General features: G+C 29.5%; 14 protein-coding genes. 6 read left to right on the top strand and 8 right to left on the bottom strand.

What is annotated here, in order from left to right:
- Positions 1-42: 42 nt before the first annotated feature.
- From IC175_RS04635 to IC175_RS04670, 8 genes are all read right to left on the bottom strand, one after another.
- Complete coding sequence (locus IC175_RS04635) at positions 43-720, bottom strand: hypothetical protein (RefSeq protein WP_227482053.1); 678 nt, start codon at positions 718-720, stop codon at positions 43-45.
- Between the two features lie 12 nt (positions 721-732).
- Positions 733-1428, bottom strand: a complete 696-nt coding sequence (locus IC175_RS04640) for a DUF5058 family protein (protein WP_227434343.1) — start codon at positions 1426-1428, stop codon at positions 733-735.
- Between the two features lie 50 nt (positions 1429-1478).
- Entirely contained in the window at positions 1479-2678 is a 1200-nt protein-coding gene (locus tag IC175_RS04645; protein WP_227482052.1) for a dipeptidase, read from the bottom strand.
- Positions 2679-2935: 257 nt separating this feature from the next.
- Positions 2936-4981: a sigma-54 interaction domain-containing protein gene (locus IC175_RS04650; RefSeq protein WP_227434341.1), complete on the bottom strand. Its 2046-nt coding sequence runs from the start codon at positions 4979-4981 to the stop codon at positions 2936-2938.
- 197 nt (positions 4982-5178) lie between these two features.
- Positions 5179-5988, bottom strand: a complete 810-nt coding sequence (locus IC175_RS04655) for an alpha/beta fold hydrolase (protein WP_227434340.1) — start codon at positions 5986-5988, stop codon at positions 5179-5181.
- A gap of 83 nt (positions 5989-6071) precedes the next feature.
- Positions 6072-6605, bottom strand: a complete 534-nt coding sequence (locus IC175_RS04660; protein WP_227434339.1) for a ferritin-like domain-containing protein — start codon at positions 6603-6605, stop codon at positions 6072-6074.
- A 179-nt stretch (positions 6606-6784) separates the two neighbouring features.
- Positions 6785-8134, bottom strand: a complete 1350-nt coding sequence (locus IC175_RS04665) for a TldD/PmbA family protein (RefSeq protein WP_227434338.1) — start codon at positions 8132-8134, stop codon at positions 6785-6787.
- An 11-nt stretch (positions 8135-8145) separates the two neighbouring features.
- Entirely contained in the window at positions 8146-9528 is a 1383-nt protein-coding gene (locus IC175_RS04670) for a TldD/PmbA family protein (protein ID WP_227835673.1), read from the bottom strand.
- A gap of 231 nt (positions 9529-9759) precedes the next feature.
- On the opposite strand from IC175_RS04670, the gene IC175_RS04675 reads away from it, so the two are divergent.
- The 6 genes from IC175_RS04675 (at position 9760) to IC175_RS04700 (ending at position 18418) form a co-directional block, all read left to right on the top strand.
- On the top strand, positions 9760-10974 hold the full coding sequence (locus IC175_RS04675) for an FAD-dependent oxidoreductase (RefSeq protein ID WP_227851180.1): 1215 nt from the start codon (positions 9760-9762) through the stop codon (positions 10972-10974).
- A gap of 199 nt (positions 10975-11173) precedes the next feature.
- Positions 11174-13066: a sigma 54-interacting transcriptional regulator gene (locus IC175_RS04680; protein WP_227434335.1), complete on the top strand. Its 1893-nt coding sequence runs from the start codon at positions 11174-11176 to the stop codon at positions 13064-13066.
- Between the two features lie 267 nt (positions 13067-13333).
- Positions 13334-14308, top strand: a complete 975-nt coding sequence (locus IC175_RS04685; protein WP_227851181.1) for a 2-keto-3-deoxygluconate permease — start codon at positions 13334-13336, stop codon at positions 14306-14308.
- Between the two features lie 20 nt (positions 14309-14328).
- A complete protein-coding gene (locus tag IC175_RS04690) occupies positions 14329-14604 on the top strand; it encodes a UxaA family hydrolase (RefSeq protein WP_227851182.1) in 276 nt (91 codons plus the stop codon).
- A gap of 12 nt (positions 14605-14616) precedes the next feature.
- Positions 14617-15780 carry a UxaA family hydrolase gene (locus tag IC175_RS04695; protein WP_227482045.1) on the top strand — a complete coding sequence of 388 codons (1164 nt, stop codon included), beginning with the start codon at positions 14617-14619 and terminating at the stop codon, positions 15778-15780.
- Between the two features lie 448 nt (positions 15781-16228).
- On the top strand, positions 16229-18418 hold the full coding sequence (locus IC175_RS04700) for an EAL domain-containing protein (RefSeq protein ID WP_227835204.1): 2190 nt from the start codon (positions 16229-16231) through the stop codon (positions 18416-18418).
- The last annotated feature ends 26 nt before the right edge of the window (positions 18419-18444 follow it).

Here is an 18444-nt window from a genome sequence, read left to right on the forward strand (position 1 = left end):
TATAATTCTTTATATTTTAAACTTTTTACTTCTTTAATTTTACTAGTCTCTTAGTTTATCTTTATGCATAACTCTTGCAATCAATATAGTACCAAATACACATATAAGAACTACTAAAGATTGTGGTATTATACCTTGCTTTGATAATATAATAGTCAATACAGCTATTACAATTGCTACTAATCCTAGTTTTTTATCTTGTAAAAAAACTTGTCCAAACACTGACCCAAATAGAGCTGGTAAGATTAAATTCAATTTTTCTACTACTTCAGGTGGTATTTTAGACAACACACTTCCTCCTAAAATTACTCCAAAAGTCAAAATACTTATATTTACTAGAATAGATACAGCTATTCCTATAGTAGATATTATTGAACCTTCTTCTGTTCCAGATTCAACTTCTGCTGCTTTTTGAGCTGCTATTGAACATGGCAGTCTCATATTAGATATATTTCCAGAAAGAAAACTCATATAAGTTCCTGGTATCCCTAAAATTGGTGAATAAGAAACTGGCTCTATTATGTAGTTTGGTGCGCTCATACTAACTATTGCCATTGTACTTGCTAATAATGCTGATATTGGAGGCATAAGACCAAATCCAAAACTTAAAATTATTCCAGGAACTAATGCTGCTATAATACCTAAAGATAATGTCAATCTACCATACCTTATCATAAAAGGTAAGTACTCTTCATTGTATATAGATTTTACTTTACTCATAAAACTCCCCCCTTATATTATTGAACCTATTATCATCCCACTAAACATTGATATTGTAAGACCCCACTCTCTCAGCCATTTTATATTTTTCTTTTTTTCAATCATACAAAGTATTACCATTATTATCATTCCACTTATACATGCAATTGTTCCATTGTCAAAACGCAACACTCTATCAGCATTTAGGTATGCAAATGAACCTAACATTGCTCCTACAGATATTATTGGTATAAATGATTTCTTACCACTAGAAATAACATTCGTTATTTTATCTAACTTATGCCCAAACAATAATGTAAATATTATCCACCCTAAAGAACCTAATATCATAGTCCAAACTGCATTTGTAAATGCTACTTTTGTCATCTCAGGAGAACCTAAAGTTATCCCTAAAGCATCTGTTCCAAACCCAGCTGACATAGATTCAAAAATTACAGAACCTATAAATGATAATCTCATCCATGCTATAGGTCCACCCATAGTTACTATAAGTGAAACCATCCCAGCAAATATAGTCATTGATGGGCCTATAGCTGAAATAGCACTACTCTTAATAGCTGATTTTATTTGCTTATCAGTTATTCCCATCGTCTTCCCAACTTTACAAGATTTTATAGCAAATACAAGAGATTGTACTACTACTATTGATACAGCTACTGTACTTGCTATCCACAAAAGTGGATGATTGGCTAATTTTAAATAATCCATTGCAAAAAACCTCCCTATAAATCCTCAAATTTTATTAAAACATTTAAGCCTTATTTCCAAACCTTATTCAATACTCTAAGTATGTTTCCACCCAACACCTTTTCTATTTCCTCATCACTATATCCATGTTTTACTAAATATCTGACAATATTTTTTGAAGTTTCAGTTGGATTTTCAAGACCTTTTACATACTCTACTTTAGGATGCTCCTTTGTCCCAGTTATTTTTTTAATATCAAATTTAGCAGCTAACACTGAATGTAATTTAACATGGTCACCGTATACTGTATCTGGTCCAAAAGCCACATGGTCTATCCCTACTAGATTTTTAATATACTCAAAATGTTCCATAAATGACTCTATTGAATGTTCTTTGTTTTTTTCAGTTATTGTAGTATGTGGTGCTGCTTCTACACCTATAACCCCACCCTTTTTCGCACATGCTATTAGTACTTCATCTGGCGTTAATCTCTTTGTGTTCCACAGACTTCTTGCCCCAACATGACTCAATATTATTGGGTCCTTACTGTGTTCTATAACATCAAGTGTCGTTTGAACTCCAACATGAGAGCAATCTATTGCCATTCCAATCTTATTCATTCTTTCAACAGCTTTTCTACCAAAATTCGTAAGTCCACCATCTTTTTCTTCTTTCAATCCTGAACCCAATGCATTAGATTCACTGTATGTTATACCCATTAACCTTATGCCAAATCCATACAAAATATCTATTCTATCAAGTTCATTTTCTATTGGTGCAGCTCCTTCTAAAGTAGGTATCAAGGCCACTTTTCCTTCTTTTTTTGCTCTGTATATATCTTCTACTTTTTCACACTTTATAACAAAATCTTGGTGTGCTAAGTCACATAATCTCATACCTAAATCTATTAATATATCATCCCACTTCCATCCTGAGCTTGATGTTATTGTACATACACCATCCATTAAATTATCAAATATAGCATCGTAATATCCTCTTGATAATGCTTCATAAGCACATCTTTGTTTACCCTCTCTATTGTATTCAAATATATCTCTTTCTAAGTGTTCTGGAAATAAAACTGGATGTTCATGTAGTGATATAAATATTTTGTCATCCACTATATTTTTAACCTTAGCTTCTTGAATATCATCTAACTCGATAAGGTATTCTTTTACTCTCTTATCTCCTTTACACATCTCAATAGATGAGATATCTTTTCCCTTTTCTAAATAACTATAAGCTTCATAGCCTTTATAAGCTGACTTCATAACAATATCCTCCAAATTCTACAATTTTTTATATTTTCACTATGTAGCAATTGATATGCCAAAATATAAATTTTAATTGCATACTAAATCTTTCAAAAATAAAAACAGTAGTAAAGTGATGATTTACTACTGTTTATTAGAAATAATATTTTTTATTTTTAATTTAATATTTTTAAAATTATCTCAATATTTAAAATAATTTTACTTATTTAAGATTATTATAGGGAGTTTTTAGGGGATTTTACATTTATATCCCCCTATATTTCCCCCTTAAATTTTATATATGATATAAAATTCTTTCCTTCATCAGTTATAAAACTCCCTTGTTTTTTTACTCCAGATGACAGCAATCCATGATTTTTTAATTTATCTATTCTTTTTCTAATTTGGTCTACACTTAATGTCATACTTTTTTCTTTTAAGATTTCTTGTAATTTATTTCTTCCTAATGATATATTTTTATTATTCCAAGTTTCTATACTCATCAATATACAAATACTTTCATTAAAGAAATTTGATTGTTTGAAATCCAATATAATTGAATCAAAATTTTCATTAACTAAAGTATTGTTATTTTCAAATTTAAATTGTTCTGGCAAATGCTCATAGTCTACTCTATCTTCCTCCACTATAGTGTCAATATAATAAATCAAATTCTTAAGCTCCCTTACATTACCTGGCCACTCATACAATTTTAATACTTGCATTGATTTTTCTGTAAAACATTTATTACTATTTATTTCATCCAAAAAATACTTACTTATAAGAGGTATATCTTCCTTACGCTCTCTAAGCCTTGGTATTTCTATATGTAATACATTAATCCTATAATACAAATCTTCCCTAAAAGAACCTTCTTTAATTTTTTTCTTTAAATCCTTATTTGTAGCAGCTATAATCCTAACATCTACTGGTATAATTTTACTTCCACCCATTCTCATAACTTCTTTTTCTTGTAAGACTCTCAACAATCTTTGCTGTACCTCTAGAGATATATCACCTATCTCATCTAAAAAAATTGTTCCTGTATGCGCTCTTTCAAATATACCTATTTTTCCGCCTTTTATCGCACCTGTGAAACTTCCTTCTTCATAGCCAAAAAGCTCACTTTCAATAAGTGTATCTGACAAAGAAGATAGATTAACTGCAACAAACGGCTTGTCTTTTCTTAGAGATTCATTATGTATTGCCTGAGCAAATATTTCCTTTCCTGTTCCATTTTCTCCAAGTATCAACACAGAAAAATCTGTAGATGCTATCTTTCTTGCGATATTAATTTTTTCTTTTATTATTTTAGTCTCACCTACAACATTCTCAAATGTGTACTTTGATACAAATCCCTTTGTATGAAATTTATTTTGAATCTTATCCTCAAGCATCTGAATTGCACTTATATCTTTAATGCTTATAATACTTTTTATTCGTTCATTATTTTCATACACATTTACTTTATTAATTATGAGTTTTTTGTTATTTAGGCTTACTACTTCATCACTGACTTCATCCTCTTGAAAAAATATTTTTTTGATAATTTTATCACTAAATAAATCCATAAAATTATTAGATATAATCTGATTTTGGTCTACTCCAACTAGATTAGAAAATACTTTATTGCAATATATAAACTTCCCTAATTTATCAATAGAAGCAATCCCTTCATCGATAATCTCCAAAAAACTCTTCATAGTTTTATTCATAGTTGTATAGTATCTATATCCACTTACTGTGTCTTCATTATATTTTTCTTTGATAATATGTAATTTATCTATAGATATATTAAGTTTTGTAAAGATTTCTATAACTGTATTTATATCTATTATTTTAGCACCTATATCTATTATTTGCTTTAAGTTCTGTGGTACTCTATTTCTACTTCCTGTAATAATTCCAATCTCACATTTAGACTTATCACATCCTGGATAATATGGTATTAAATTAATATGAATTAATCCTAATTTTCTAATTATCTTGGCTGTTTCATCTGCTGACTCTTTATAATCATCTATAACCATAACTTCAGAATCATTTTCTATACTTATTATCTGGTTTATATTTTCAATATTTATTGTACGATGTACTATTACAATAGGTATATTTTTATCGATATTATTGTGTATATGCTCTTTTATCTCATTATCTGAACACACTATAAGTTCATACTTTAATAGTTCAATATTTATGCTATCCATATAGACTAAATTATCTATATTACAAAATTCTCCAAATATATTTTCTAATTGTTTTGAGATATCTATATTTATTTTGTCATCAGTTGATACAAATAAAATATTATGTTTTTTCATACCATCACCTCCTGTTTAGTTAATATAGAAACTAATAATTTGGTCTATTGTAGCACTTTTTAAAAAAATTTTAAATCTTAAAAATCATATTTTATACTATTTGGTAATATTTTCTACTCAAAAATAAAATGGTATAGATTTTAATCTATACCATTTTATATAATATCACCATATTTTTAATTATTAATAAGATATTTCTATTCCTCTAAAAACTGCAAAAATTCTTGATTAAATAGTTTAAGTTCATCATAGAATATTGCATGACCGCTATACTCAAAAGTATATAAAGTTGAATCCTCTATTTTTTCATTCATAAAAACTGCAAATTCATATGGGCATACTTGGTCTAATTTCCCATGAAATATACCAGTAGGCACTCTTACACATTTTAAATCATTAAACAATTTTTCATCTCTTAAAGATACAGCTGTTCCAATAGTTCCAATACCTGATGCACTAAAACCAATGTCGTTAAACCACCTTCTAAAGCTTTCTGATGGATTCGATGCAAATACTTTTTCTCCAAAATTACTTACCATTTCTGGTCTATCAGTACATGCCTGAGCTATCAGTTTATTAACATCCTCACGTGTCATACCATATGGAAACTCTGGAGGTCTTTGTACAAACGATGGTGCAGCAGCAGCAAGTAATGCTAATTTTGATACTCCATAGCCATGAAACAGACTCATATATCTAAGTACAATTGCTCCTCCCATTGAAAAACCAACAAGGGTAAAATCTCTTAATCCAATGGCATGTACCACCTTATAAATATCATCTGCTAATTGACTATAATTATACCCTCCTGATGTTGCAGCAGACTTACCAAACCCTCTTAAATCAATTGAAACGGTTCTATATCCGAGTTTTGGTAATATATTTGTTTGATATTCAAATATCTTATGTCCTAATGGCCAGCCATGTATAAAAAGTACTGTTTTTTTAGCACTCGGATTTAAATCATAAACTGCTATATTTATATCATTTACATATACATAATACATATCAATAGCAACTCCCTTCAAGAAAATGTATGATAGTCATTTTATATATATGAATAAAATGATGAATAAATAAACTTTCGAGTTTATCTGCAATACTTTTCTATTGCTTTTTTAAACAAACCTACATGGACCTTTTCATCTAAAATTATTCTATTTAATATAGCTTTTATATAAGGGTCTTCAATAATACTTATATCCTTGTAATAATTCTCAATAGCCACATACTCTAAATGTAAATCCGATTTTAATCTACTACAAATAGAATCTCCATAAAATACAAAACCACCATTCCAATATGCACCACAAGAACTTGTCGAACCTCTATATATAGGATTTCCACCCAATAATCTTATAGTCTTTGCTAATATCTCCATATGTAACATTTCTGTTATAGATATATTTATCCACATTTCACTCAGCTCTCTATAATTTTCATCTAAATCAAAGTCATGGTATAAGTACTGGGTTACACTTGTAAATTCACTCGCTACACCAGAATAATCATCCATTAATAGCTCTGCATAATACTTATTCGGCCCTAAAACTTTTATTTCTGGATACGGCTCATCACTTGAGTAGCCCTTTCTCTTGTGCATATCGTAATGTGCATCACTCATAATACATTCTCCTTTAAAATTAGCATATGATATTAATTGTATTCATCAAAGCTTTGACATATAACTTTATTAGGATAGTTAGGGTTTAATAAATAACTTAAATTAATAAAAAATCCATGCTAATAAAAATTAACATGGATTTATATTTACCTTTATATTTGTGCAATTATTTTCTGTATCTATTCATCTTTTCCTGCTACTGATAACTCTTTAATAACAACTGAAGGTGAACCTATACTACTCATTGGAAATTCTAAATCGTCTCCTATAACTTCAATATCTTTTAATAAATCGAAGTAATTACCAGCTACTGTAATTTGCTCTACTGGAAATGCTTTTTTACCATCTTTAATATAAAAACCTTTAGCTGCTAAAGAAAAATCTCCTGTTACTGAATTTGCCCCTGAATGAAGACCTGCAAAACTAGTAACCATCAATCCTTCACCTATATCCTTCATAATTTCATCTAGAGATTTATCTCCTTTCTCTATATAAAAATTAGTGGGATATATGCTTATAGGTGATGAATATGAAGATTTTATTCCATTTCCTGTAGTCTTTATATTTGCCTTATTGGCTGTCTTTAAGTTATGAAGTAAAGTTATAAGCTTTCCATTTGAAACAACTTCTTTTTTAAATGTAGCTACTCCCTCATCATCGAAAGGAGTAGATGCCATACCATTTTCTAAAAGTGGGTCATCAACTATTGTAACTATAGGAGATGCTATCATATCTCCCTCTCTATCTTTCAACAAAGATAATCCTTTTTGGGCTGAATCAGCATTAAATATTCCAGAAAATGTACTAAGTAAAGATACCATTGCTTCATTAAACAATATAGTTTTATATTTGCCTGATGGTATACTCTTTCCACCTATTTTAGATAAAGCATTTTCAACTCCAAGCTTTGCTATCTCACAAGGCTTTATTTCTTCAATAGAATTTGCTATATTATATCCCACTCCATCATACTTTTGTCCATTGTCTTCTATGATAGGAACTACAAACCCTATAAGCATATTAGTTTTATTACTTAAATCAAGACCTTTAGTATTATATATACCATTACTTGATACAGAATAAGATATAGTGCATCTAGATAAATTTACTACCTTATCTGAATAAGCTTTAGTCTCTCTTTCCATTTCTAGAGCTAAATCAATCAACTTATCTGCTTCTAAATTTTCTAACTCTTTAGAATAAGTCTTTACATCATTATAGTGCTTATCGCCTTCATATATAAATTGTACATCTTCATTTTCGATAGCTCTTACCCCATCTTTTACATTTTTTATCAACATATCAACAGCTTTATCATCTAAAATTTCTGTATAAGAATAACCTACCTTTCCATTTACCTTACCTCTAAAAGATAAACCAAAAGACTTATCAAGATTGTATTTCTCAACTTCTCCTTCATATATATTTATACTTAAATTTTCCCCTGTGGAATAATACACTTCACATTCTTCAAATCCTTCACTTAGAGCTTTTTTAAATAATATATCCTTAAAACTTTTAAGTTCCACAATTATCCCTCCTATCTTCCACCTACAGTAATTTCTTTTACCCTTATCATAGGTTGACCTACATTAGTTGGTATACTTCCTGATGATGAACCACACATACCCTGAGCCTGTTTTAAGTTATCACCAACCATATCTATATTCATAAGTACATCACTACCTTTTCCAATTAAACTAGCACCTCTAACTGGCTCTTGTATTTCTCCATTTTTTATCAAGTAACCTTCTGAAACTGCAAAATTAAACTCTCCTGTTACAGGATTTACAGACCCACCACCCATTTTTTTAGCATAAAGTCCATCTGGTATTGACTTTATAATATCTTCTGGTTTATCTTCTCCAGCAGCAATATAAGTATTAGTCATTCTCGAAGTAGGAGCAAATTTATAACTCTGTCTACGAGAACTTCCTGTAGGATTCATTCCCATTCGTCTACCATTAAGTTTGTCTATCATATAAGACTTCAAAATCCCATTTTCAATCAGTATATTTTTTTGAGCTGGATTTCCCTCATCATCTATATTCATAGAGCCCCAGTAATTTGGTATTGTACCATCATCTATAGCTGTAATCTTCGTAGATGCAATTTGCTGACCTAATTTATCTGCAAATACGGAGTTTCCCTTTGCAACTGATGTAGCTTCTAAAGAATGTCCACAAGCTTCATGAAATATTACTCCACCAAAGCCATTATCTATTGCTACCATCATATTACCTGCTGGACAATTTTTAGCATGCAACATAGTATGTGCTACTCTAGCTGATTCTTTTGCATAGTATTCTGGGTCTATATCTTCAAATATTTCAAATCCTTTACAACCTCCAGGTCCTTCAAATCCAGTTTGATTTTCATTACCTTTAGATGCAATTGAACTTATTCCCAGTCTGGTTCTTATTCTTCTATCTTCAACATATATACCTTCAGTGTTTGCAATTAATATTTTTTGGTCTTTATCTGAATAGCTAACACTTACTTGAGATATATCACTACTAAATTCTTTTGCACTCTTATATGCAACCTTCATAACATTTACTTTATCTCTATTACCTATTGAATTTGGATAAATTTTTATATTATGTATGTTATTTATTTTAATACTGTCATTTAATATTACACTTTTTCCATCTTCCAATTTACCTAATGCAACAGCAGCTTTATACGCTACATCCAACAAACTATTTAATGAATTGTCACTTGTATAAGCATATATACTCTTTAACCCTTTAAATATTCTTATTCCTATACCATAGGTTCTTCCACCTATTGCATTTTCTACTTTATTATCTATTAAGCCAATAGAATTATTTATAGTGTCTTCTTCAAAAATCTCAGCAAAATCTCCTCCAGTAACTAGACACTTTTCTAATACCTTTGAAGCAATATCTTTTGAAAGCATAAATTTACCTCCTATTTTAAATTTTTATTTAACTTTTATTCAATCTTTTTTACTTGTTAATCATCATTATATACCAAATTGCTTATGAATATATTATACATATGTTTTACACTAAAATGTTATCACATTTTTATTTATACATACCCATTTATATAAGAAATTAAAATGTATAATATTATTTACTATAGAAAATAATACACTCATACATAATAAATTTTAGGAGTGAAATATATGAATCAAGAATATGTAAAAGGTAAACCTATTTTTACCAGTATAAATAAAATTCCAAGACAATTTCCATACCTTACTGATGATATTGATACAGATGTTATAATCGTTGGAGGCGGCGTAACAGGATGTATTTGTGCATACTATTTAGCTAAAAATAATATAAAATCAGTTATCCTTGAAAAAGGAAGGATTGCGCATGGAAGTACTAGTGTAACCACATCACTTTTACAGTATGAATTGGATGACAATTTGATAGATTTGACAGAAGTAATGACTCTAACTGATGCCTTAAAAGCTTATAATCTTTGTATATCAGCACTTGAAGAGTTAGATAAATTTATAGAATTGCATGGAAATAAGTGTGATTATGCAAAAAGAGATACTTTACTTTACACTGCCAATAAACTTGAAATAAAAGCTATAAAAGAAGAATATGATTTAAGAAAAGAAAATGGATTTGATGTTGAGTATATTGATGAATCTACAAATCCTTTTGGTTTTGATTTAAAGTCAGGATTGATAGCAAAAAATGGTGGACGAGAACTAGACCCATATAAATATAGTCAGCATCTCATTGATGTAAGTCTAAAAAAAGGTCTTGAAGTATATGAAAATACAGAAGTAAAAAAAATAGACTTTTCAAATGATAAAGTAACAGCTGAAGTGTCTTATGGTTATAAAGTTTATGGCAAAAAACTAATTGTGGCTACAGGATATAATACAAGTTTATTTACAAATAGAAATTTTGCAACTAAATCTAATACCTTTAATATAGCTACAAAACCACTTAAAGATATTGATTCTTGGAAAGACAATATTCTGATTAGAGACAATTGTGACCCATATAATTATCTAAGAACCACTAAAGATAATAGATTGATTATAGGTGGCGAAGATGTAGACTTTAGTGATATAGAAGATGAGGCTTTAGCAAATAAAAAATATGATATTTTAGAACAAAGGCTAAAGGGCATGTTTAAGGATATAAAAGATATACAAATTGAGTACAAGTATTGTGGTTGCTTTGCTTCTACTTTAGATAACTTAGGTTTTATTGGACCTGATAACAAAAACCATAACTTATGGTACTGTTTAGGCTATGGAGCTAATGGAATACTTTTTGCAATATTAGGAGGTATAATGCTTAGTAAGCTATACCTTGGAGAAGAAGATAAAAATATGAGATTATTTAAGGTAAATAGATTTGACAAATAGATGTTATTATATATTAAAAGACTGTACTAAAAAAACTTTAGAATTCTAAAATCTTATTTTTAGGCAGTCTTTTATAATAATTTATTTAAAAATACTTTATTTAGAATTAAATATAAAGTAAAATATTAAAATATCACTGATAAAATTTAGTTATGATAATAATCTTTAAGTTTATTTGATGAAATATGGAGGAATTATTATGAAAGAAATACTTGTTATTGCTCCTACTAAAGGAACCTATGAAAAATCGATTCACATAGTAAAAAAATATAAGTATACAAACATTGATGTTGTATTTGGTAATTTAAAAGAAGGAATACCACTTGCCGAAAAAAGTATTAACCATGGTACTAGAATTATCATAAGTAGAGGTGGAACTTACAATATGTTAAAAGAAACATATAACATACCTATAGTTGAGATTAAGGTAGATGCTTATGATATTATAGAAAGCTATAAGGAAGTTAAAAATTCAAATGAACCATTTGGGATAATTGGATTTAATAATGTTATATATGGCTTTGATATTATAGAAGAAATATTGAATAAGAAAATAACGATGATTGAAATTGAAAAGGAAGAAGAAATTTATGATGCTATAGAAAAATATAGAAAAAAAGGCATCAATACATATATAGGTGATACTACTGTTGCACATATTGTTGAAAGACTTAATTGTAAGGGAATATTAATTGAATCTAGAGAAGAAAACATACTTAGAGCCATTCAACAAGCTGAACAAATACTCGACGCAACTAAAGATGAGCAAAAAAGAAGATTACAGATAGAAGCTATGACAGATTTTGTACATGATGGAATAATAACAGTTGATAAAAATTTTAAAATCACATTATTTAATAAGAGTGCTGAAAAAATATTTGGTATAAAAAAAGAAAATGCACTTTATCATAATGTTATAGATGTTATTCCAAACACAGTTTTACCTCAAGTAGTTGAAACCATGGAACCACAAATTGGTGAAATACAGAATATAGGAAGTACAAAAATCATTACAAATAGAGTTCCAATTATCGTTGATGGTCAAATTCAAGGAGCAGTTTCTACATTTCAAGACAGTAAGGAAATAAGTTCATTTGAACATACAATAAGAAGAAGTCTATTAAACAAAGGTCTATCTGCTAAATACACATTTGATGATATAATCTATGCAAGTGAAAAAACAAAAGACTGTATAGAAGTTGCAAAAAAATATGCTTGCTATGATACTCCAATGATTATTACAGGGGAATCTGGTGTTGGTAAAGAGTTATTTTGTCAAAGTATTCATAATTATAGCAAACGTAAAAATGCTCCTTTTGTTGCTGTAAACTGTGCTGCAATACCTCCATCTTTAATAGAAAGTGAGTTCTTTGGATATGAGGAGGGCTCATTCACAGGAGCAAGAAAAAAAGGAAAAACAGGTGTATTTGAATTGGCACATGAAGGAACAATCTTTCTCGATGAAATAAGTGAAATTCCAATTGAACTTCAAGGAAGATTATTAAGAGTCTTGCAAGAAAAGCAAGTTATGAGAATTGGTGGTGATAAAGTTATTCCCATAGATGTAAAAATAATTTGTGCTTCAAATAAAGACTTAAAAGATATGATGCGTGACGGTTTATTTAGACGAGACCTTTACTTTAGAATAAATATATTAACATTGTATCTTCCTTCACTCAAGGAGAGAAAAGAAGACATCATAAAATTATCAGAATTTTTCATAAAAAAATATTCAGCTAAATACAATAAGATACCTTTAATTATCACTCCAAATATCAGACAAGCTCTTCTTGAAAAAGAATATGAAGGAAATATAAGAGAATTAGAAGGAATAATCGAGAGAGCTGTTATTATAGAATCATTTGATTCAATTTTATCAGAAAAATACAATAGTGAATATGCAAATACTATAAATGATACAGATAAGGCTGATTTTAAATGTAATAACTTAGACTTAAAAACACTAGAAAAGAAATATATCTATAAAGTCTATAATGAAAATAATAGAAACACTACAAAAACTTGTGAAATACTAAAAATCACTCGCTCCACCCTATGGAGAAAGTTAAAAGAAATTGAAAGTGATGTTTAAAAATAATACATATATAATATATCGAAACGTTTTATGTTTAATTTTAATACATAAAACGTTTCTTTATTTCTATTTAAAATTCTACTACATAATAAATAGATTATTTTTTTCGCTACATTTTTCCATATAATTTTTTTAATCTAAGCAATCTACAGTATTTTATACGAATATTAAAAATACTTATAAAAATAAAAACTATATAACACCTATATTGGCATAGTAATTGCTTTTAAATACTTATATAAAAATTAAAAGGAGTGATACTAGATGCATATCTTAAAATCGGTGAAAAAGATACCAGGAGGACTTATGGTCTGTCCCCTGCTATTGGGAGCACTATTTAATACAGTATGTCCACAGGCTCTTGAAATTGGAGGATTTACAACTTCCTTATTTAAAACTGGTGCAATGAGTATACTTGCTCTATTTTGTCTATGTAATGGCGCTCAAATCAACATAAGACAAGCAGGCAAACCTTTGACTAAGGGCATAGTACTCACGGCAACAAAATTTGTAATTGGTGCAGTACTAGGTATTATTGTTAGTAAATTCATTGGGCCTAAAGGCATAATTGGTATTACACCTCTTGCTATAGTTGCTACTATGACTAATTCAAATGGAGGTCTCTTTGCTGCTCTTGCTGGTGAATATGGAGATTCTACAGATGTTGGTGCGATATCTATCTTATCTCTAAATGATGGTCCATTTTTTACGATGATTGCTTTTGGAGTAACTGGACTTGCAAATGTGCCTATAGTAGCTTTATTTGCAGCACTCATACCAATATTACTTGGATTTATACTTGGTAATCTCGATGAAGATATACGAGAATTTCTTGCACCTGGTACAACATTGTTAATACCTTTCTTTGCTTTTCCTTTAGGAGCTGCATTAAACTTTAACCAAATTATAACTGCTGGATTCCCTGGAGTTATACTAGGTCTTGCTGTAACTCTAATAACAGGTATGGGTGGATATTTTGTAATGAAACTTATACGTGCAGAACATCCAGCAGTAGGTGCAGCTACTGGTACGACAGCAGGTAATGCGGCTGGTACTCCTGAAGCTTTAGCCGCTATTGACCCTACACTTGCTACAATTGCGGCTGTTTCAACAGTACAAGTTGCTGCAGCTATCATTGTTACAGCAATATGCTGTCCAATGCTCGTCTCCTATTTGGATAAAAGAGAAAAAAGAAAAAAAGCTATTTTTAAAACAAATAAAAACATAGAAGTAAACTAATATTTTTAGGAGGTAAAAATATGAATGCAATTATTCATGCAAATGAAAAAGACAATCTAGTTACATGTGTTAGACCTTTAGTTAAAGGTGAAAAAGTTTCAATTGATGGAAAATCTTATATAGTAAATGATAATATTCCTGTTTTTCATAAAATGGCTACAGAAGATGTGAAAAAAGATGATGTTGTTTATAAATATGGAGAGATTATAGGAATTGCAACAGTTGACATAAAAACTGGTGACTATGTTCATGTACATAATATTGAAAGTACGCGTGGTCGCGGAGATAAAAAATAGGAGGTAATAAAAATGAAATTAATGGGTTATTTAAGAGAAAATGGACAATATGGTATTCGTAATCATATTTTAGTTATTCCAACATCTGTCTGTTCAAGTGAGACAGCTACAAGAGTTGCAGCACTTGTTCCTGGAGCAATAGCTATCCCACACCAACATGGATGTTGTCAAATTGGCTCTGATATAGAGCTTACAGAAAAAACATTGATAGGATTTGGTAAAAACCCTAATGTAGCTGCTGTTTTAGTAGTTGGACTTGGATGTGATGGTATTCAAGCAAAAGATTTAGCATCTGAAATATCTACAACAGGAAAAAAAGTCGACTATGTTGTTATACAAGAATGTGGTGGAACACTAAAAGCAATAGCTAAAGGTGCTGAAATAGCAAGTCAGATGGCTCGTGAAATATCAAAAGAAGTAAGAGTTGAATTTGATATGAGCGAAATTACATTGGCACTTGAATGTGGTGGCTCTGACCCAACAAGTGGAATTGCATCAAACCCTTCAATAGGAATTGCATCAAATCTTCTTATAGATGAGGGTGGCAGTAGTATATTAAGTGAGACTACAGAAGTAATTGGTGCAGAACATTTATTGGCTACTCGCTTTGAAGATGAAAACATGAAAGAAAAATTTCTTAAATTTGTAAATGATGTAGAAAAAAGAGCAATTACTATGGGAGAAGATTTACGTAGTGGTCAACCTACTCCAGGTAATAAAGCTGGTGGATTATCAACAATTGAAGAAAAATCACTTGGCTGTATGTATAAAGCAGGGAACAAACCATTCAAGGGTGCTCTTGAATATGCTGAGATTTTACCTTCAGATAAAAAAGGTTTATATTTTATGGATACTCCAGGTCAAGATATAGATTCTATCACTGGTATGGTGGCAGGTGGTGCACAGATTGTAATCTTCTCAACTGGTAGAGGTACTCCAACAGGAAGCCCAATTTCGCCAGTTATTAAAATTACTGGAAACAGTGATACATACAATAAAATGATAGATAATATCGATATAAATGCAGGTAGGATTATAACAGAGGGCGCTAAAATTAAAGATATAGGTAAAGAAATATTCGATGAAATAGTGGAAGTATGTAATGGTAAACAAACTAAAGCTGAAAGCCTTGGCCATAGAGAATTTGGTATTTACAGAATTGCATCTACTTTCTAGTTTGTAATAAATATAAGGTATTGTTTTATAAATTCAATATTTATACATATACTATAAATTAAAAATCCTTTATAAATGTTTTTTCAACCCCAAAAAGGACTGTATCAAAATAGTTAAAATAATTTTGAAAACAGTTCTTTTTTTATTTATAAAATATTCTAATTCATAACAATATTATTTAATTAAATTCCAGTATAAATTATAAGAATAGCTTCTCTACTTTTTAAAATAATTTACATAAGAATAGACGTAAAGATAAAATTTAGTACCTTCACAGATAGAAATATTTGGTATAATATGTCTGAGAGGAGTCTTCTTTGTAAGCCAATAAAGGATGGAGGATGGAACATAAAAAATGTATACTAAAAGCGTACAAAATAAAAAAATAATAATTACCTTATTACTAACACTCCTTATAATTGTGTCCTTAGTTTGTGTTTCTTTTGTTATGACACTGCGTAAAGTAACTCATCGTGAAACAGAGCGGTATCTTACAGAAATCTCAGAGAGTGTCTCCACTACAATTAATGAAAAATGTAAAAGTATATTTAAAATATTATACTCTATAGGAGATACTTACTTTCAGTTTAGTGATAACAATAAAAATGTCACTGAATATTTATCTAAAAAATCAAAATTACTGAAGTTTGATTGGTTAGGTGTTGCTGATTCTAGTGGGAATTTTATAGGCACTGATGAAAGTACAGGTAATGTTAGAGGGCAGTATTTTTATAGAAAAGCTCTTCAAGGTGAAGAGACAATTACTCCAATCAAATCTCAATCTGGTATATATGGAATTTTATATTCTGTACCACTTTATAAAGATGATAAAATAACTGGAGCTATTACTGCTTGGAATACTCTTGATACTATGAGAACGTTACTAAGCGTGGAGAGTTTTGGGGGTGAAGGATTTTCTCAAATCATTGACAAAAATGGAAATTTCATTGTAAGTTCAGACAACAAAAACGCACCAAAAAATGTTGTAAACTTTTTTGACACAATTAAAAAACATGGAAGCTATACTGGTAAAGATACTCTTAGAGAAATGAAGACAAATTTAAAAGAGAACAAAAAAGGTTCTATGTACTTTACATTGGATGATGGTATTTATAAAGCTATGCACTATGTTCCTCTGGAAGAGGAAAACCTATATCTACTTTCAATTGTTCCAGTAAAGGTAGCAAATGCACAGTTTGATTTACTTCTAAAAAAAGCAGTCTTTATCAACATTTTAATTATTATATTATTTTTATTACTTATCATGTTGATTATATTTATAAATCGCAAAAATAGAGAGCAACTTATAAAAATCGCCTATGTAGACCCTGTAACTAAAGGCTATAGTAAGGCACGTTTTGATATGGAAGCTAAAGCAATCATAGAATCAACTTCAGCAGGAACCTATTCATTAGTATCTATAAATATTAATAAATTCAAACTTATTAATGATTCTTTTGGTAGTAATGCTGGAGATAAAACATTAAAATATATACATGATGTAATTGCTAATTATTTGGAACGAGAAGAATTACTTTGTAGAGTTTCTAATGACCAGTTTAATATTCTTATTAAAACTATTTCACAAAAAGAAATTCTTAAGTACATAGAAAATATTACAAATGATATTAACAGTTTTAACAAAGATAAAGAATGTAAATATTTTATAGCTCTTTCTATAGGTGTCTATAAAATTGATGACCCAAATATACCACTAGTATCAATTCAAGACCGTGCAAATGTAGCACGAAAAAACATTAAAGGAAATACTGTAACTCATCCACTTTACACATGTGTATTTTATAGTGATTTAGAACGTTTGAGAATGCTTAAAGAAAAAGAAATGGAAAATAGAATGGAAGAAGCATTAGATAATAATGAATTTGTAGTCTATCTCCAACCTAAAGTAAACCTTAAAAACAATAATATTGTAGGTGCAGAAGCATTAGTGCGATGGCAAGACCCAGATAGAGGTCTTATTCCACCAAATGATTTTATTCCTTTTTTTGAAAAAAATGGCTTCATCATCAAACTTGACCATTATGTGTTTGAAAAATCGTGTGCCATGATACGAAAATGGATAGATAATGGGGAAACTCCAATACCTATTTCAGTTAATTTTTCACGTGCTCATTTAAATAATAAAGATTTTTTAGAAAAATACAAAACAATTCGTGATAAATACGATGTCCCTGCTAAACTTTTGGAAATCGAATTAACTGAGACACTCATCTTTGATAACTTACAAATGTTACTCAATGTAATAGACCAAATCCATGAGGAAGGTTTTCAATGTTCACTAGATGATTTTGGAAGTGGATATTCTTCACTTAACATGCTAAAAGAAATAAAAGTTGATACTCTAAAACTTGACCGAGCATTTTTTAGTTCTCCCAACGCAGATAATGTATCTGAAAATTATGTAATAGAATCTGTAGTTGAGCTAGCAAAAAAATTAAATATGAATAGTGTATCAGAGGGTGTTGAAACAATCTTACAGATGGAATATCTAAAGAAAATTAATTGTGATATGATACAAGGATATGTTTTTTCTAAACCTATACCTCAAGAAATATTTGAAAAAATGACTTTTGGAAAAACACTAGATGAAGTCAATACAAACGATGCTGTAAAATAATATCCTGTCTCTATAAAATGATTTTA

Source organism: Clostridioides sp. ES-S-0123-01 (assembly GCF_020658415.1).
GTDB lineage: Bacteria > Bacillota > Clostridia > Peptostreptococcales > Peptostreptococcaceae > Clostridioides.